Origin of the sequence: Zoogloea ramigera (genome assembly GCF_006539865.1) — a bacterium.
Taxonomy (GTDB): Bacteria; Pseudomonadota; Gammaproteobacteria; order Burkholderiales; family Rhodocyclaceae; genus Zoogloea; species Zoogloea ramigera.
Map to the genome: position 1 here is coordinate 1 of NZ_BJNV01000024.1, position 17759 is coordinate 17759.

General features: G+C 65.0%; 17 protein-coding genes. 11 read left to right on the forward strand and 6 right to left on the reverse strand.

What is annotated here, in order from left to right; genetic code table 11:
* Positions 1-54: 54 nt before the first annotated feature.
* On the reverse strand, positions 55-1218 hold the full coding sequence (locus ZRA01_RS08580) for a Do family serine endopeptidase (protein WP_141351265.1): 1164 nt from the start codon (positions 1216-1218) through the stop codon (positions 55-57).
* Positions 1219-1285: 67 nt separating this feature from the next.
* Between ZRA01_RS08580 and ZRA01_RS08585 the strand changes: the two genes are divergently transcribed.
* Positions 1286-2032 carry a Nif3-like dinuclear metal center hexameric protein gene (locus ZRA01_RS08585; protein WP_141351266.1) on the forward strand — a complete coding sequence of 249 codons (747 nt, stop codon included), beginning with the start codon at positions 1286-1288 and terminating at the stop codon, positions 2030-2032.
* Between the two features lie 31 nt (positions 2033-2063).
* Here ZRA01_RS08585 and ZRA01_RS08590 read toward each other — a convergent pair whose 3' ends face one another.
* Positions 2064-3788, reverse strand: coding sequence for a type IV pilus assembly protein FimV (locus ZRA01_RS08590; protein WP_141351268.1), 1725 nt, complete (start codon positions 3786-3788; stop codon positions 2064-2066).
* A gap of 213 nt (positions 3789-4001) precedes the next feature.
* Here ZRA01_RS08590 and ZRA01_RS08595 point away from each other — a divergent pair, with 213 nt between their 5' ends.
* The 7 genes from ZRA01_RS08595 to ZRA01_RS08625 all read left to right on the forward strand — a co-directional run bounded on the left by ZRA01_RS08595 (position 4002) and on the right by ZRA01_RS08625 (position 11110).
* Entirely contained in the window at positions 4002-4553 is a 552-nt protein-coding gene (locus ZRA01_RS08595) for a DUF2889 domain-containing protein (protein ID WP_141351270.1), read from the forward strand.
* Between the two features lie 290 nt (positions 4554-4843).
* Entirely contained in the window at positions 4844-6004 is a 1161-nt protein-coding gene (gene sucC / locus ZRA01_RS08600) for an ADP-forming succinate--CoA ligase subunit beta (protein WP_141351272.1), read from the forward strand.
* 11 nt (positions 6005-6015) lie between these two features.
* A complete protein-coding gene (gene sucD, locus ZRA01_RS08605) occupies positions 6016-6909 on the forward strand; it encodes a succinate--CoA ligase subunit alpha (protein WP_141351273.1) in 894 nt (297 codons plus the stop codon).
* Positions 6910-7033: 124 nt separating this feature from the next.
* The gene (locus ZRA01_RS08610) at positions 7034-7609 is read left to right on the forward strand and encodes an ANTAR domain-containing response regulator (RefSeq protein WP_141351275.1); all 576 of its coding nucleotides are present in this window, start codon (positions 7034-7036) and stop codon (positions 7607-7609) included.
* Positions 7610-8007: 398 nt separating this feature from the next.
* Complete coding sequence (locus ZRA01_RS08615) at positions 8008-9264, forward strand: CmpA/NrtA family ABC transporter substrate-binding protein (RefSeq protein WP_141351277.1); 1257 nt, start codon at positions 8008-8010, stop codon at positions 9262-9264.
* Positions 9265-9354: 90 nt separating this feature from the next.
* Positions 9355-10296, forward strand: a complete 942-nt coding sequence (gene ntrB / locus ZRA01_RS08620) for a nitrate ABC transporter permease (RefSeq protein ID WP_246093471.1) — start codon at positions 9355-9357, stop codon at positions 10294-10296.
* A 22-nt stretch (positions 10297-10318) separates the two neighbouring features.
* Positions 10319-11110 (forward strand): ABC transporter ATP-binding protein, encoded by a 792-nt coding sequence (locus tag ZRA01_RS08625; RefSeq protein WP_141351279.1) that lies wholly within the window; start codon positions 10319-10321, stop codon positions 11108-11110.
* 36 nt (positions 11111-11146) lie between these two features.
* On the opposite strand, the gene ZRA01_RS08630 is transcribed toward ZRA01_RS08625, so the two are convergent.
* From ZRA01_RS08630 to ZRA01_RS08640, 3 genes are all read right to left on the reverse strand, one after another.
* Positions 11147-11968: an NADPH-dependent oxidoreductase gene (locus tag ZRA01_RS08630; RefSeq protein ID WP_141351281.1), complete on the reverse strand. Its 822-nt coding sequence runs from the start codon at positions 11966-11968 to the stop codon at positions 11147-11149.
* Positions 11969-12049: 81 nt separating this feature from the next.
* Positions 12050-12820, reverse strand: a complete 771-nt coding sequence (locus ZRA01_RS08635; protein WP_141351283.1) for a PEP-CTERM/exosortase system-associated acyltransferase — start codon at positions 12818-12820, stop codon at positions 12050-12052.
* 25 nt (positions 12821-12845) lie between these two features.
* Complete coding sequence (locus ZRA01_RS08640; RefSeq protein WP_141351284.1) at positions 12846-14129, reverse strand: ABC transporter permease; 1284 nt, start codon at positions 14127-14129, stop codon at positions 12846-12848.
* 144 nt (positions 14130-14273) lie between these two features.
* On the opposite strand from ZRA01_RS08640, the gene ZRA01_RS08645 reads away from it, so the two are divergent.
* From ZRA01_RS08645 to ZRA01_RS08655, 3 genes are read left to right on the forward strand one after another with little or no spacing between them, the layout of a single operon-like run.
* The gene (locus ZRA01_RS08645; RefSeq protein ID WP_141351285.1) at positions 14274-15152 is read left to right on the forward strand and encodes a ThiF family adenylyltransferase; all 879 of its coding nucleotides are present in this window, start codon (positions 14274-14276) and stop codon (positions 15150-15152) included.
* Positions 15153-15172: 20 nt separating this feature from the next.
* On the forward strand, positions 15173-16252 hold the full coding sequence (locus ZRA01_RS08650; RefSeq protein ID WP_141351286.1) for a nitroreductase family protein: 1080 nt from the start codon (positions 15173-15175) through the stop codon (positions 16250-16252).
* Positions 16249-17214 (forward strand): cation diffusion facilitator family transporter, encoded by a 966-nt coding sequence (locus ZRA01_RS08655; RefSeq protein WP_141351287.1) that lies wholly within the window; start codon positions 16249-16251, stop codon positions 17212-17214. Before ZRA01_RS08650 ends, ZRA01_RS08655 begins: the two co-directional genes overlap by 4 nt.
* Here ZRA01_RS08655 and ZRA01_RS08660 read toward each other — a convergent pair.
* Entirely contained in the window at positions 17206-17655 is a 450-nt protein-coding gene (locus ZRA01_RS08660; protein ID WP_141351288.1) for a YaiI/YqxD family protein, read from the reverse strand. The genes ZRA01_RS08655 and ZRA01_RS08660 overlap by 9 nt on opposite strands.
* Positions 17656-17759: the final 104 nt, after the last annotated feature.

Consider the following 17759-nt stretch of genomic DNA (forward strand, 5'->3'; position numbering starts at 1 on the left):
GCTAGACGTTCGCATTAAAGTGGCTGAGGCTGATGGCGATGAACCTTGGTCGGCTTAGTCGCCACGGGACAGCGCGGGGCGACGAGCGATCTCTACTTTTAGCCCCATCATGTCCTTTCCTCTGCGTAGCTCGAAATCCGCCTTGCGGCCTGGTTGCAGCGCGGCGATCGCCTCCAGCATCGACTGCGGATCAGTAACCTTGCGCCCATCCACTGCGAGGAGAATGTCTCCAGGCTGGATCCCAGCCCGATCTGCCGGGCTGCCGCGCATGACGCCCGAAATGAGGGTGCCATCGCTGGAGGGTAGCCCAAACGATTCGGCGAGCTCGCCTGTAATAGCCTGAACCTCAACCCCGATCCAGCCGCGGGTTACCGATCCGTTCTGGATTATTTGCTCCATCACGTTGCGAGCCAGGGAGACGGGAATGGCGAAGCCGATTCCCAGCGACCCGCCCGTCCGGGAGTAAATGGCGGAGTTGACGCCGATCAGGTGCCCGCCGGCGTCAATCAGCGCGCCACCGGAGTTGCCCGGGTTGATCGCCGCATCGGTCTGGATGAAGTCTTCGAAAGTATTGATGCCCAGATGGGTGCGCCCGAGGGCAGATACGATCCCCATGGTGACCGTCTGCCCGACGCCGAAGGGATTGCCGATGGCGAGCACGACATCTCCGACGCGCAGCTGTTCGGGATGGCCAAAGGTGATGGCTGGAAGCTTGCCGTCTGACTTGATCTGAAGCACCGCCAGGTCTGATTCGGGGTCGCGCCCGACGATGCGGGCCGACAGTTTGCGGCCGTCGTTGAGGGCGACCTCGATGTCGTCCGCACCTTCGATCACGTGATTGTTGGTAAGGACGTAGCCTGCCGATGAAACGATGACTCCCGACCCCAGGCCGGAAGCGCGTTGCTGTGGTCTGTTATCGAGACGGTCCCCGAAGAAGTGGCGAAACAGCGGATCGTCGGCAAACGGGTGCCGCTGGGTTTTGACTTCCTTGCTCGTGAAGATATGCACGACTGCAGGCAAGGCGGCCTGGGCGGCATCGGCGTAGGAACTGGGCGCATTCGTGGCCGGGACGCTGCCAGGTGCGACCGCCTCTTGAATCGTGACAGCGGGTGGAGTCTTGCGCTCCCCGATCCAGTCGGGGCGGAGCGTGCTGACGACGAACAGGATCGCCACCGACACCGTGACAGTTTGAGCAAAGATCATCCACAGGCGATGCATCGTAAAATCTGCCACCGAGAGCGCGCACATGCGCGTTGAATTAATGCAAGTTTACGGGAAAACGGTCATGGAACGAGTCGAATTGCAGCGCTATCTCGACACTCTGCTCGAGGTGGCACGCTTCAAGGATTATTGCCCAAACGGCCTGCAGGTGGAAGGACGGGCGCAGGTGAGGCGCATTGTGTGTGGCGTGACGGCGAGCCAGGCGCTTCTGGATGCAGCGGTGGCGCGCGGGGCGGATGCGGTGCTGGTCCATCATGGTTACTTCTGGCGTGGGGAGGACGGTCGTGTCACCGGAATGCGTCGGAAGCGTCTGGCGACACTTCTTGGTAACGACATCAATCTGTTCGCCTACCATCTGCCCCTCGATGCCCACCCCGAGCTCGGAAACAACGCACAGCTTGGCCGGCTGATGGGCTGGGAGCCCGACGGGCGATTCGGCGAGCAGGATCTGGGCTGGACGGGCGTGCTCGCCCACCCCTCGACGCTGGATGTACTGGTTCGGGCGGCCGCGGCGCGGCTGGGGCGGGAGCCTCTGATGCTGGGGGAGGGGAGGCGGAGTGTCCGGCGCGTGGCGTGGTGCACCGGTGGCGCTCAGTCCTACTTCGAGCAGGCCATCGCGGCCGGCGTGGATTGCTTCATATCGGGGGAGGTCTCCGAGCAGACGACCCACCTGGCCCGGGAGTCGGGGGTGGCTTACCTGGCGATCGGCCACCACGCCAGCGAGCGGTATGGGGTGCAGGCGCTAGGCGCTCATCTGGCCCAGGCTTTTGGTGTCGAGGCTGAGTTTGTCGAGGTGGAAAACCCGGTTTGACGCGCCCGCCCGTCTGCTGCGGCTTGCCGGACTAAAAGTCGAGGGGGGCCTCGGTTGGAGGTGCCGCTTGCGCCATGGGCTCCAGGGTCGGTTCGGTTGATGGTTTGTAGGGGCCGAACTCGCTGTCCAGGATGGCGAGCAGCAGCAGCAGCTCCTCGACCACGCTGAGGGGGAAGCCCTCCCGCGTACCGTTGCGGTTGTCTCGCAGAATCTGGTGAATGTAGGCCTGCGCCTCCTGGGTCCCCCAGAGGTCCTGAAGGCGCTGGGTGATGTGAGGCATCTTCTCGACGGTGTCCGCGGGCGCGGAGCGAACTGCCTTGAAGTCGTTCCAGCTCACCATCTTGACGTTGAAGGTCTTGTTGAGCTGACGGGTCAGTGCCTCGAACTCGCTGCGCATTCCCGCCACGTGATAGACATCGAGCAGCTTGAGCCAGGGCTTGACGGCCTGGCGTGGGTTGTTGCGGATGTAATCTGCCAGGGTTTCGGCAGCACCCTGGGTCCGGCCGAAGGACATCATGATTTCGGCCAGTTCCAGCGCGGAGTCCTGTTCGTCCACCGTCTCGTCGAAGGGAATCGGGTGGGCTGGGGCGAAGGTCGGGTCCGCCCATTCGGCCGACGTGTCTGCCGGAGGCAGCGGGGCGATGGAGTGCTGGACTGGCGGCATCGCCCGCATCTCCGCCGGCTCTTCGCGCTTCGATCTGCCGATGGTCTGCGGTGGGGCGCTGATCCGCATGTCGGTTTCGAAGGCCGGCTCAGTCGTCATTTCGGCCTCTTCGGCGTGCCGCCGCCGACGCATCCAGATCAGTGCGCCCAGGCCTGCCAGTACTGCCGCCAGCCCGGCCAGAGTCGGTGCCCAGGTTTTGAGGGTTTCGAGCAGCTTGTCCGTGCCGCTGAGCGTCTGTGCGGCGGCCTCGCTCTGCTTGGCCGCGGCCGATGCGGGCGCCGGCTTGCGCTGATCGAGCTGGACGATCCGCTCCTTGAGCATCAGCTGGTATTCTTCGAGGCGCCGGATTTTCTCGTTGACCTCGAGTTGGGAGGCGATCCGGTCGTCGATCTCTGCGAGGGTCCGTTGCTCCTGGCGCAGTTGCTGGCGTGTGCCGTCCGGTTCGTCGCCCTGCGGCGGGCTGGACAGCAGCAGGCTCATGCGCAGAGGTGCGAGCCCGTCGGCGCCGCTGCCGATCAGAAGCCGGTCGGAGCTCGAGGGCACGGGATGCAGGTTGCGCGCTGCAGGCCTGTCCTGACGGCGCTCCTGGGGCTGCTTCGGGCGAGACGTCGGCTGTACGCTCCGCTCTGCGGTGGGCACGCTGACGGCAGAGAGCCGGCTCGTCGCGGGCCTTGGCGCGGGCTCTGCCGTGATTTCAGCCGGCGACACTGCGGTGCTGAGCCCGACCGGTGGCTGAAGCAGAACAGGGTAGTCGCGGCGCAGCGGGCTGTCGCAGCCCAACTGGATGCCGAGCATCGCAATAGGGTGGTTCACCGGTTCGCGGGTGGTGACAATCAGCCTGTCGCCAGCAACCCGAATGCGGGCTGAACGGATCCAGGGCATGTCGTCTACGTCTGCGGGGCTGACGCGACGCACGCAATTCTGGTCGAGCTCCACGCCGTTCAGGCTGAGTAGCCGGATTTCAGCCCGAAGGGGCTCGCCCAGGTGCGATTTTGCTGTCAAGTCGCCCAGCCCGACGGCCCCGGCGGAGAGGCTCCACAGGGGCAGCAGCAGTGCAATGAGCAGGGAAAGCGGCTTTCGCGAGCTGTTCATCAAGAAATGGTGGTCGATCCGGCGGACAGAAGCCGATGTTGCCTACGTTGGCCGGAACGTGGTGAGTCAAGCGTACGTCCACGGCAAAGCTACAGTATTCTAAAGAAGTTTGGGCTTCGCCGCGGGCTCTTGTCGGCTGTGAATTGCGCCCTTGTGTGGCGAGCTCTGTTTTGGCGGCTTTTTTTACGATATTTGTTTTCTTTCAGATCTGCGATGCCACTCCCCATGCCAAAAGTCGCCCGTTCGCGGGCCCATCTCCGCCGGATCGAGGTGGAGGGTTTTCTTCGCGAAGATGGTCTTCTCGAACTAGACGCCCGTCTGACCGACCTGAAGGATCGGGATCAGCCTCTGGCTTCAGGTGTCCGCAAGGTCGGCGATCCGATACACGACTTGCTTGTTCGTGTGACGATCGACAAGTCATTCTCGATCATTGCCGTGGAGGCCTGCTCCGACTGGGTGCCATATCCCGGCGCCTGTGACACGATCGGGCCGGCCTATCGAAGCCTGGTCGGGCTCAATCTGCTGCGCGGCTTCCGGCGCACCGTCAGCGAGATGTTTGCCGACGTGCGCGGATGTTCCCATCTCACCGAGCTGCTGTTTTCGTTGCCGACCGCGGCGATCCAGACCTTCGCGACCTTCCGTCGTGAGAACGAGGACACCGATGAGAAGCCTTTTCAGCTCGATCGCTGCCATGCGCTGGAAACGAGCGCACCCACCGTGCGGCAGTATTACCCCCGCTGGTACCGCCGGCCGGCGGGCGAGTGAGCAGCCCGCCCTCTGGTTGCACTGCAGCGTGAAAGCGGATACGCCCGATGTTTCGTATATAATCAATGGATTCCAAAGCTCCGCCAAACCCGGGTTTTTCGGGTCAAGAGGTGCGGAATAGCCCCTCGGGCGGTCGTGCCGGTGTCGGCAGGCAACTCGGGGAGCAAAGCGGTATCTGCGTTGGACGAGGGAGAACGGCGCGGGTGTCGCGGGGCCTTGACGGCTCCGAAGAGTCCCATCAACCAAGCGTAAGCGGCCTTACGGGCTAAGACTTCGATCGAAGGGCAACCATGAAAATTCATGAGTATCAGGCAAAAGAACTACTGAGGAAGTATGGCGTCGTCACGCCGCGGGGCTTCCACTGCATTTCCGTCGACGCGGCGGTCAAGGCGGCTGAAGATCTCGGCGGCAAGGTATGGGTCGTCAAGGCCCAGATCCACGCCGGCGGTCGCGGCAAGGGCGGCGGTGTCAAGCTGGCCCGTTCGCTCGACGAAGTGCGGACCAACGCCGAAGCCATCCTCGGTATGCAGCTGGTGACCCACCAGACCGGCCCGGAAGGCCAGAAGGTGCGTAACCTCCTGATCGAGGAAGGCGCCGACATCAAAAAAGAATATTACGTCGCCGTCCTGACCGATCGCGCCACCCAGAAGGTTGCCGTGATGGCCTCCTCCGAAGGCGGCATGGACATCGAAGAAGTCGCTCACAGCACGCCCGAGAAGATCCTGAAGGAATTCGTGGATCCGCTGGTCGGCCTGACCGACGCCCAGGCTGAAACCCTGGCGCGCGGCATTGGCGTTCCGGAGGCCTCCGTCGCCTTCGCCGTCGATGCCCTGAAGAAGCTCTACACCTGCTACATGGAGACCGATGCTTCCCTGGCGGAGATCAACCCGCTGATCCTGGAAGGCAGCGGCACCATCAAGGCTCTGGACGCCAAGTTCAACTTCGACTCCAACGCCCTGTACCGTCACCCCGAGATCGTCGACATGCGCGACCTCGACGAAGAAGATGCTGACGAGATCGAAGCTTCCAAGTTCGATCTGGCCTACATCTCCCTCGACGGCAACATCGGCTGCCTCGTGAACGGTGCCGGTCTGGCCATGGCCACCATGGACACCATCAAGCTGTTCGGTGCCGAGCCGGCCAACTTCCTCGACGTGGGCGGCGGTGCCACCACCGAGAAGGTGACCGAAGCCTTCAAGATCATGCTCAAGAACCCCAAGGTCAAGGGCATTCTCGTCAACATCTTCGGCGGCATCATGCGCTGCGACACCATCGCCACCGGCGTGGTCACCGCTGCCCGTGAAGTCCATCTGTCGGTTCCGCTGGTCGTCCGCATGAAGGGCACCAACGAAGACATCGGCAAACAGATCCTGCGTGATTCGGGCCTCCCGATCATTGCTGCCGACACCATGGCCGAAGCGGCCCAGAAGATCGTCGACGCGGTCAAGTAAGGAGTTACCGAATGTCCATTCTGATCAACAAAGACACCAAGGTCATCACCCAGGGCATCACCGGCAAGACCGGTCAGTTCCACACCGAAAAGTGTATCGAATACGCAAACGGCAAGAACTGCTTCGTGGCTGGTGTGAACCCCAAGAAGGCCGGCGAGAAGATCCTCGACGTGCCCATCTTCGGTACCGTCAAGGAAGCCGCTGCTGAAACCGGCGCCACCGTCTCCGTGATCTACGTGCCACCCGCTGGCGCGGCTGCTGCGATCTGGGAAGCCGTCGAGGCCGACCTGGATCTGGCGATCTGCATCACCGAAGGCATTCCGGTCCGTGACATGCTGGAAGTGCGCAACAAGATGAAGGCCAAGGAAGCTGCTGGCGGCAAGAAGACCCTGCTGCTCGGCCCGAACTGCCCCGGCCTCATCACCCCCGATGAAATCAAGATCGGCATCATGCCGGGTCACATCCACCGCAAGGGTCGCATCGGCGTGGTTTCCCGCTCCGGCACCCTGACCTACGAAGCCGTTGCCCAGCTGACCGAAATCGGTCTGGGCCAGTCTTCCGCGGTTGGTATCGGTGGCGACCCGATCAACGGTCTGAAGCACATCGACGTGATGCGCATGTTCAACGACGATCCGGATACCGACGCGGTCATCATGATCGGCGAAATCGGCGGCCCGGACGAAGCTGAAGCCGCCATGTGGTGCAAGGCCAACATGAAGAAGCCGATCGTTGGCTTCATCGCTGGCGTCACCGCTCCGGCCGGCAAGCGCATGGGCCACGCCGGCGCGCTGATCTCTGGCGGTGCCGACACCGCTGACGCCAAGCTCGCCGTCATGGAAGAGTGTGGCTTCACGGTCACCCGCAACCCGTCCGAAATGGCCAAGCTGCTGAAGGCCATGCTGTAACCCGGGCTTCCTGCCTGTTCTGAACCGCGCCTGAGGCGACAGCCTCCGGCGCGGTTTTTATTTTGGGCTTGGCTGGCGCGCTTTGTGCTACAGGTTGGGGGTGTCTCTATGAATATTCCCTCCCATGCTCCGAGTGCTGGTTGTCGATTCTTCCCGCGAGCGTGCTGCAGATGTCTGTGCAGCGCTCGCCCTTGCCGGTCATCAGGTGGCGGCGGTGCTGCCTTCCGCCTTCGAGCTCCCCGCTCAGGTGCTGGCGACCCGGCCGGATGTGATCTTCATCCAGGCCGACTCCCCCAGCCGCGACACCCTGGAGCACCTGGCCATCATGAACCGCGATTGCCCGCGGCCGGTACTGATGTGCTCGCCCGATTCCGACTCGGGAATGATCCGCCGTGCGGTAAAGGCTGGCGTGTCGTCGTATGTGATTGATTCAGTGTCGCCGGAGCGTCTCGATGCGCTGGTGGAGGTGGCTGTCGCCCAGTTCGAGGCGTTTCAAAACTTGCGTGCCGAGCGGGACGACGCAACCCGCAAGCTGTCCGAACGCATCACCATCGACCGTGCCAAGGGCGTGCTGATGAGGGCGCGCGGGCTCGACGAGGATGGGGCCTACCACGCGCTGCGCAAGTTGGCGATGGAGCGCGGGCGCAAGCTGGCCGACGTGGCGCAGGACGTCATCGAGATGGCCAAGCTGTTGCTGTGAATCTGCTTGCTTAGTCCTAAAGGGATAGGGTTTTGCCCGGAGGGCTTCATGTCGGGGCGTCGATGCTTGCGTGTCGGCGCCCCGTTTTCCTTTGTATAAGCGGATCTTCGGTGGCCAGGTGCGGGCCTCGCGCCAATCCGGTGCGTGCTGCACCGCAGCAGTGCGCCATTTGAGGGGGTTTTGCCTACCTCTTTTGAGGTAATTTTTTAAGATGAGAAAAATATTCAATTAAATCATGTGCTTGTTGTGCCTGGCACACTCCTCGCTCAAGCTTGATCGAGTCGGTCCAACGGCGGGCCGGCTTGATCAGGCGATCTCACTTGGACAAGGGCGTCCATCCCCCGCAGGTTTCCTGGCGGGTGATGTGACGCCCGCTTTTTTTGGATCAGGGGCAGGCGATGAGCGAGCAATTTGATGACAAGGTTCTTTCCCGCCGCGGCTTTCTGAAAGCCGGGGCGGGCCTGGGAGGGTTGGCTGCGATGAGTACGATGCTTCCGAGCGGCGGTGCATGGGCGGCCGGTTCCGATAAGCCGGAAATCGAGGAGGTGAAGATCGGCTTCATTCCGCTGACCGATTGCTCGTCCGTGGTGATGGCCTCCGTGATGGGCTTCGACAAGAAGTACGGCATCAAGATCACCCCCAGCAAGGAAGCCTCCTGGGCCGGCGTGCGCGACAAGCTGGCCAACGGTGAGCTCCACGCGGCCCACGTGCTGTATGGCCTCGTCTATGGCCTGCACCTCGGCGTCGGCGGTCCCAAGAAGGACATGGCCGTGCTGATGACCCTCAACAACAACGGCCAGGCGATCACCCTGTCGAACGCCCTCAAGGACAAGGGCGCGGTGGATGGCGTCTCGCTGGCCAAGGTTATTGCGAAGAAGGACAAGGAATACACCTTCGCCCAGACCTTCCCCACCGGCACCCACGCCATGTGGCTGTATTACTGGCTGGCGGCCCACGGCATCGACCCCTTCCGCGACGTGAAGAACATCGTGGTGCCGCCCCCGCAGATGGCGGCCAACATGCGTGTCGGCAACATGGACGGCTACTGCGTCGGCGAGCCGTGGAATCAGCGGGCGATCGTCGACAAGATCGGTTTCACCGCGGTGACCACCCAGGACATCTGGACCGACCATCCGGAAAAGGTGCTCGGCGCCACCGCCGAGTTTGCCGCCAAGTACCCCAACACCGCCCGGGCGATGATCTGCGCGATTCTCGAGGCTTCCCGCTGGATCGACGCCAGCGCCGCCAATCGCAGCAAGACGGCCGAGACGGTGGCCGCTAAGAGCTTCGTCAACACCGATGTGGACGTGATCCGCAGCCGCATGATCGGCCAGTACGAAAACGGCCTCGGCAAGAGCTGGTCCGACAAGAACCTGATGAAGTTCTACAACGACGGCCAGGTGAACTACCCCTACCTCTCTGACGGCATGTGGTTCCTCACCCAGCACCGCCGCTGGGGCCTGCTCAAGCAGGACGTGGATTACCTGGCGGTGGCCAAGGCCATCAACCAGACCGAGCTCTACAAGCAGGCCGCCGCGCAGGTGGGCGTGCCGGTGCCGAAGTCCGACTTCCGCACCTCCAGGCTCATCGACGGTGTCGTCTGGGACGGCAAGGACCCGAAGAAATACGCCGCCAGCTTCAAGGTTCGCGCCTGACCGGTTGCGGGCGACCCGGTCGCCCGCGCCGTCGGTGCCCACGGTTTGCAGGCGAACGCCACCGCCGCCACTGAATATATGGAGATCAAGATGACTACTGCCACGCTTGCTCGGGGCCTCGAAGGGCCCTCCGCCGCGGAGATGGACTGCGGCTCCCGGAACGTCACCCCTGCTGCCAGGGACGGTGCCGCCACCGAAGCGCCTGTTGCCGCCTCGCCGGCGCCGGGCCCCGTTGTCAATCGCCCGTCCGTCGGCGAATATTTTGGCAACTTCATGCGGGCGGTGCTGCCGCCGCTGATCGGCCTGGCCCTGGTGGTTGGCCTGTGGGCACTGGTGGCGATGAAGTCGTCGGACTTTCCCGGGCCGTCCAAGACCCTCGACGCCGCCGTCGTGCTGTTTTCCGACCCCTTCTACAGCAACGGCCCCAACGACCAGGGGATAGGCTGGAACATCCTGTCGTCCCTCAAGCGGGTTGCCGTGGGTTTTGGCGTGGCTGCGCTGGTCGGCATTCCGTTGGGTTTCATCATCGGCCGCTTCGCCTTCATGAACAGCATGCTGGCGCCGATCATCAGCCTGCTGCGCCCAGTCTCGCCGCTGGCCTGGCTGCCCATCGGGCTGATGGTCTTCAAGGCCGCCGACCCGGCTTCCACCTGGACGATCTTCATCTGTTCGATCTGGCCGATGATCCTCAACACCGCCCAGGGCGTGCAGCGCGTGCCGCAGGATTACCTCAATGTGGCGCGGGTGCTCAACCTGTCCGAGTTCCGGATCATCACCAAGATCCTCTTCCCCTCGGTGCTGCCCTACATGCTCACCGGCATCCGTCTCTCCATCGGCACGGCCTGGCTGGTGATCGTCGCCGCCGAGATGCTGACCGGCGGTGTGGGCATCGGCTTCTGGGTGTGGGACGAGTGGAACAACCTCAAAGTGGAGCACATCCTGATCGCCATCTTCGTGATCGGCATCGTCGGCCTGCTGCTCGAATACCTGCTGTTGCTGATCGCCCGCCGCTTCAGCTACGGCGTCAATTGATTTTCTGTCCAGGGAGGTTCAAATGAACGCAATCGTCAAGGTCGAAAACGTCGGCATGAGCTTCGACACGAAGAAAGGCCGTTTCGTCGCCCTGCAGGACGTCAATCTCCAGATCCACAGTGGAGAGGTCGTGTCGCTGATCGGGCACTCGGGCTGTGGCAAATCCACGTTGCTCAACCTCATCGCCGGCCTCACGCTGCCCACGTCGGGGGTGATGCTGTGCAACGGGCGGGAGATCGCCGGGCCAGGCCCGGAGCGGGCGGTGGTGTTCCAGAACCACTCGCTGCTGCCCTGGCTGACCTGCTTCGAGAACGTTCACCTCGCCGTCGAGCGCGTCTTCGGCGCCAGGGAAGGCCGTGAGGCCCTCAAGGCCCGCACCGCCAGGGCGCTGGACATGGTGCACATGGCACACGCCGCCCACAAGCTGCCCCAGGAGATCTCGGGTGGCATGAAACAGCGGATCGGCATCGCCCGCGCCTTTGCGATGGAGCCGAAGATCCTGCTGATGGACGAGCCCTTCGGCGCCCTCGACGCGCTCACCCGCGCCGCGCTGCAGGACGAGCTGATCGGTGTGATGGAAAAGACCGGCGCCACCGTGGTGATGGTGACCCACGACGTCGATGAGGCGGTGCTGCTGTCCGACCGGGTGGTGATGATGACCAACGGCCCGGCGGCGACCATCGGCGAGATCCTCGCGGTGGATCTCCCCAAGCCGCGGGACCGCCTGCAATTGGCCCACGATGCCCGCTTTGCCGAGCACCGGGCGGCGATCCTGGAGTTCTTGTACCAGAAGCAGATGAAGAGGGCCGCCTGACGCGTCGGCCCGCGGCGCGCAGGGCAGGTGCGTGCCTTACTTCAGCGGAAAGCCGAGGGCCTGGAGGGCCTCCACAAGCCGGTCACGGCCGGTGAGGGCGGCGGCGTCGCGGATGCGCTTGGCCGAGTGGTTCGACCAGGTGCCGCGCACCTTCATCCCCTGGCTGGCGTAGAAGGCGCGCATGGCCTCGTCGTAGGCGGCGAGGCCGCCGTCCTGCGCGGGCAGCGAATAGGTCTCGTGGTGCAGCACCACCGACTGGGGCGGGCGTGGCTTGACGCTGGCCGGGGCCTCGGGGTCGGGCGTGCCGATGCACAGCCCGAACACGGCGGTTACCCGCGGTGGCAGGGCCAGTTCGGCGGCGACGGCCTCGGGGTGATTGCGCATCGCGCCGATATACACGGCGCCCAGGCCGAGGGATTCGGCGGCGGCAACGGCGTTCTGGGCGGCGAGGGTGGCGTCGATCACGCCGACTTCGAACATCTCGAGGTAATCGAGCGCCGCGCAGGCTTCGTCGACCTGCCCGGCAACGCGCTCGAGGCGGGCCAGATCGGCCAGCCATACGAGAAGCAGAGGCGCCTGGCGGATGTGTTCCTGATCGCCCGCCAGCGCGGCGAGCCGGGCCTTGCGCTCCGGGTCGCGCACCGCGACGACGCTCCAGGCCTGCAGGTTGGACGAACTGGAGGCCGACTGGGCGGCTGCGATGATCGCGGTGAGGGTGTCGTCGCTGACCGGATCGGGCAAATAAGCCCGCACCGAACGGTGGGCGAGAAGCTGGTCGATGAGGTGCGAGCCGGTGCTCGGCACCGGGACCTCGGCAGACCCGTAACGAGCCTGATAGAGGGAAGCGCGGGTATTCATTGAGACTCCTGGCGGTGGTGTCCAGGGGCCGAACGAGCCGGCGCCCCCGGAAAACCCGCAATTCTACGCCCGGCGTCGCCCTCAGCGTGGAGGCAGAAAAGCCGGCCGGCCCATTGTGTAGCCGGCGTCGATCTCTGCCACGACGACCCGCCAGATGGGTTTGACGAAGAAGCGCAGCCTGGCGATGACCTCGCTCACGCTCATCATCGAAGGCACGCGGATGCCGCGATGCTCCACCGGGCCGCCGATCTGGATGATCCGGACGCCGAGCTTGGAGAAGTGGTCGGCCAGCCGGGGTTCGGTCAGCATGAACAGGGTCTCTATCCCTTCGCGTTTGGCCATGGCGACCACCGCCAGGTAGAGACCGATCGGGATGTACGGGAAGCGCGGCTGATCCTTGGTGCCGAAGTCGTCGTCGCTGAGGGCGAGGGCGGTTTTGGTTTCGCCCTTGCGTCGGCGGTACTGGGCGCGTACCGCCAGGCGGGACACTTCGGCGATCGTGTGGCGCGGCAGCCTGGCCGGGTCGATGATCGAGCGGTCGAGGGTGTCACGGCAGGTGTGCTCGAAGGGCAGCGGAAAATCGGGCTCCCCCGGGCGGGCCAGCACGAGGCGGTTGCAGCCGACCAGGGTGGCCGGGTCGGTCGAACTGCGCAGCAGGCAATGCATGCTGTGGCGGTCGTAGTCGTCGGTTTCACGACGGTCGGGGCGCACCGGCTCGAAGCCGAGTTCTTCGCAATACACTTCGTGGCGGATGCCGTACACGGCATTACGCAGTTCGTCGGTGAACGCGGGCTCAACTTGAAAGTATTTTCGGAAGCCTTCGCCCAGGCTGAACCTATCGAGTAAGGACATGGCTGGAAGGCCCTTTATGGTCAGTTCAAACGTTCTGTCTCAAGGCATCTACGACCGGGATGCGTGACACCTTGAATGCGGGGTAGACAGAAGCCAGCACGGTGGCGATGAATCCGACGAAAAACGCGCCGATCACCGTGGCGGGGACGATCCGGATGAAAGCGGTGTAGCCGATGTTCGCATTGGGCGGCGGCGGCATCGAAATGCCGATGGTCGAGATGACGAGCGCCAGCAGCATCCCGAGCAGGGCCCCAAGCAGAGCGCCCACCAGGCCCAGGATCGTGCATTCGACGATGATCAGCCGGACGATGTCGCGGTGACGGTTGCCCAGCGCCTGCATGGTGCCGAACTCGCCCTGGCGCTCAAAGACACTCATGTTGACGCTGTTGGTCACCGACAGCAGCACCATCACCAGGATGATCAGGCGCAGCACGCCGAACTGGGCGTCGTAGAGTTGCACCGATTTGTCGTAGAAGTCCGACAGGGTGCGCCAGCTGCGCAGGTCGAAGCTTGTGCCGCTGAATTCGGCCCCCAGCCTGGCGAGCATCTTGTCGGTGTCTTCGGTGCGATGCAGGGCCACCACGAGCTGGTTGGCGCCCTTGGTCTGCATGAGTTCCTGGGTGGCCGCCAGCGGAATGCGCACCGCGCGGGCGTCGAACTCCTTGGAGAAGCTCTGGAAGATGCCCACGACGCGGAAGTCGAGGGTGTTCATCGCACCCTCGGCGGCGTTCATCACGAGGGTCACCGAATCGCCCGGCTTGAGGCCCAGCGAATGCGCCACGCCCTGGCCCACGAGCACGCCGTCGGTGTCCTGGTCGCGCAGCTGCTGGCCTTCGACGATCTTGAGCAGGCTGCCCAGCCTGGCCTCCTTGTTGGGCTCCACGCCCTCGCCGATGATGGGAAGATCGCGCCGGCCGTTGTTGAGCAGGCCTGCGAAATACATGCGCCCCATCACCGCATCGACCTCGGGGTGGGCGGCGATTTTGCTTGCGATCTCTTCGGGCTTTTCGATCAGGAAGCGCTCGGGGTAGCGGCTGCCCTTCTCGAGGAAGTCCTGCTTGAAAAGCTGCAGGTGGCCGGTCTGGGAGTGGATGATGGTTTCGCCGAGCTGGATGAAGATGTCGGCCACGAAGCCGCCCGCCAGCACCAGGCTCACCACCCCGAACATGATCGCGGCGAGGGTCATGCCGGTGCGAAACTTCTGGCGCAGGATGTTGCGCACCGCGAGCTTCGCCGTGGCGGCATACACCTGTTTTGCGGAGTGGAGCCTCTGGCGCAATCGGTTGCTCTGGGCGTTTTCGACGTGCATGGCGATCGACGGGCTGCGTGGATGGGTTTGCCGCCCCGTGCCGGGGCGTGGCTGCCCGGGCTGGGCATGGCCGACACGGGCGATGCGGCCGGCTGGCCGAACTATCGTATGATACTGCTTCCTCGCGTGACGGATACAGATCGCATGTCGCCAACAAAGAAAGCCTTTCGCTACGAAGAAGCCTTTGCCCGCAATCTCGGGTGGGTGACCGAAGCCGAGCAGGCCGCCCTGCGCGGTAAGCGGATCGCCATTGCCGGTGCCGGCGGTGTCGGCGGCGTGCATCTGCTCACGCTCGCCCGGCTGGGCGTCGGTGCCTTCACCATCGCCGACATGGACCGCTTCGACCTGGTCAATTTCAACCGCCAGGCCGGCGCGATGATGTCCACCCTCGACCGCCCGAAGGTCGAGGTGATGGCCGAGATGGCCCGTGACATCAATCCCGAGCTCGACATCCGCATCTTCCCGGACGGCGTAAATGCGGCCAACCTTGGCGACTTCCTCGATGGTGTCGATATCTACGTCGACGGTCTCGATTTCTTCGCCTTCAAGGCCCGCCGCGACACCTTCAAGGCCTGCCATGAGCGCGGCATCCCGGCCGTCACCGCGGCCCCGTTGGGGATGGGCACGGCGGTGCTGTCCTTCCTGCCCGGCCACATGAGCTTCGAAGAGTATTTTCGCTTCGAGGGCTGCGACGAGGACGAAATGGCGGTCCGCTTCGTGCTTGGCCTGTCGCCGGCGATGCTCAACCGGGGTTACCTGGTCGACCCGTCGCGGGTCAATTTCTCGGAGCGTCGCGGGCCCAGCACCGGCGCCGCCTGCCAGCTGTGCGCCGGGGTCACCGCCGTCGAGGTGCTCAAGATCCTCCTCGGGCGTGGCAAGGTGCTATGCGCGCCGTGGGGCTTCCAGTTCGACGCCTACCGCAACCGCTATGTAAAAACCTGGCGGCCGGGCGGCAACCGCAACCCGCTTCAGCAGATCGGCCTGTTCATCGCGCGCCGCCAGTTGCGCGCGATGCGCCGCTGAAACCTTCCGGAGACGCCACCATGGCCAGTCGCGAAACCCTGCTCAAGATCCTCGACCTGGCCCGCTGGGCTCCCAGTGGCGACAACACTCAGCCCTGGCGCTTCGAGATTGCGGGCGACGACCACCTGGTCGTGCACGGCAACGATACCCGTGACTGGTGTCTCTACGATTTCAACGGCCACGCCAGCCACATGGCCCACGGCGCGCTGCTCGAGACCCTGCGCATCGCCGCCACCGGCGAGGGCCTCGTTGCCACCTGGGCCCTGCGGCCGGGTTCGCCCGAAACGGCACCGGTGTTCGATGTGCGCCTCGCGGCCCAGCCCGGCCTCACCCCCGACCCGCTGCTGCCCTTCATCGAGTCTCGCGTCGTGCAGCGCCGCGCCATGCGCACCACGCCGCTCACGCCGGCCCAGCGGGCGGCCCTGGCGGCGGCGCCCGGGCCGGGCTACACGGCCCAGTTCTTCGAATCCTCCGCCGAACGCAAGGCGGTGACGGGCTTCCTGTGGCGCAGCGCCTACCTGCGCCTGATCTGCCCCGAAGCCTATCCGGTGCACAAAGAAATCATCGAGTGGCGCACCCGCTTCAGCAAGGACCGCATCCCCGAGGAGGCGGTCGGCGTCGACGCCGGCACCGCGCGGCTGATGGAGTGGGTGATGGCCAGCTGGGGGCGGGTCAAGTTCTTCAACACCTACCTGTTCGGCACCATCGCCCCGCGCATCCAGCTCGACTACATCCCGGCGCGGGCCTGCGCCGCCCATGTGCTGATCCGCGCCGACGTGCCCGCCGAGGGCATCGAGGCCCATGTGCGCGGGGGCGTCGCGCTGCAGCGGGTGTGGCTGACGGCCGCCGCGGTCGGCCTGCATCTGCAGCCCCAGATGACGCCGCTGATCTTTCGCTGGTATGCGCGCAAGGGCAAGTCGTTCTCGGCGCTGCCCGAGATCGCGCAGGGGTGTCTCGCGCTGGCCGAGGAGTTCGAGCGCCTGGGCGGCTTCGGGCCCGGGCAGGGGCTCACCTTCTTCTGCCGCGTCGGAGTGTCGGACACGCCCCGTTCCCGCTCCCTGCGCAAGGGGCTCGACGAGCTGATGCTCCCCGGCCGATGAGCCACGTCCATTGCGACGATCACGCCCACGGCCATAGCCATAGCCATAGCCATCACCACCCGGCGCCGGGGGCCTCGAACCGGGCCTTCGCACTGGGGATCGCCCTCAACGTGGGCTTCGTCGTCATCGAGCTCGTCTATGGCTGGCTGTCCGGCTCGCTGGCGCTGCTGGCCGATGCCGGGCATAACCTCTCCGACGTGGCCGGGCTGGTGCTCGCGTGGGGCGCCGCCCTCGCCGGCGGTCTGCGCCCGACCCACCGGCGCACCTATGGCTGGATGCGTGCCTCCATCCTTGCCGCCCTCGCCAATGCGCTGCTGCTGATCTTCGCGATGGGGGTGCTGGCGGTCGAGGCCGTGCAGCGCCTGCAGGCGCCCGAGCCGGTGGCCGGCTGGACGGTGATCGTCGTCGCGGCCGTCGGCGTGCTCGTCAATGGGCTCACCGCCATGCTGTTCATGGCTGGTCGCAAGTCCGACCTCAATGTACGCGGCGCCTTCCTGCACATGGCGGGCGACGCGCTGGTGTCGCTGGGGGTGGTCGTCGCGGGCCTGCTTTACCTGCAGTTCGGCTGGGGCTGGCTCGACCCGCTGGTGAGCCTGGCGATCGCGGTGGTGATCGTGCTTGGCACCTGGGGCCTGTTTCGGCAGTCCTTGCACCTGGCCTTCGATGGCGTCCCGGAAGGCATCGACCTCGTCGAGGTGCACGCTTGGCTGAGTGCCCAGCCGGGCGTCGTCGATGTGCATGATCTCCACGTCTGGGCGCTGGGAACGTCGGACGTGGCCCTCACCGCGCACCTGGTGATGCCGGCCGGCCACCCGGGCGATGCCTTCGTCGTCGCGCTGGCCGACGGCCTCGCGCAGCGCTTCCACATCCAGCACCCGACCATCCAGATCGAGCTGGATGGCATCGACGACGGCTGTGCCCGGCCGGCTCGGCTCACCCCGTCGGGTGGCTCGTCAGCCTGAGCGACGGGCCAGAAAGCGGTCGAGGGCGGCGCCGAAGGCCTGCCGGTCGCCCGCGCTGAAGGCGGCCGGGCCGCCGGTCTGCACGCCGCTCCCCCGCAGCTCCTCCAGAAAATTGCGCATCGACAGGCGCTCGGCGATGTTGGCGGCCGAATACATCTCGCCGCGCGGGTTGAGGGCGTGGGCGTCGCGTTCCAGTACCGCGGCGGCCAGCGGAATGTCGGCGGTGATCACCAGATCGCCGGGCTCGACCTGATCGACGATGTGCCGGTCGGCCACGTCGAAGCCCGCCGGCACCTGGACAGCCCGGATGAAGCGCGACGGCGGCGTGCGCAACATGCGGTTGGCGACCAGGGTGGTGCTGATTTCAAGGCGTTCGGCGGCACGAAAGACGATGTCCTTGATGACCGCCGGACAGGCGTCGGCGTCGATCCAGATCTGCATGAGGAGGGGGCTCGGGGGCGGGGGCTGCAGTGTAACCCGGGCGGTGGGCGCCTGCTGCGATGCGCGGGGCCGCGGGGTTTTTGTCATGCTGCGGTGCAATAATT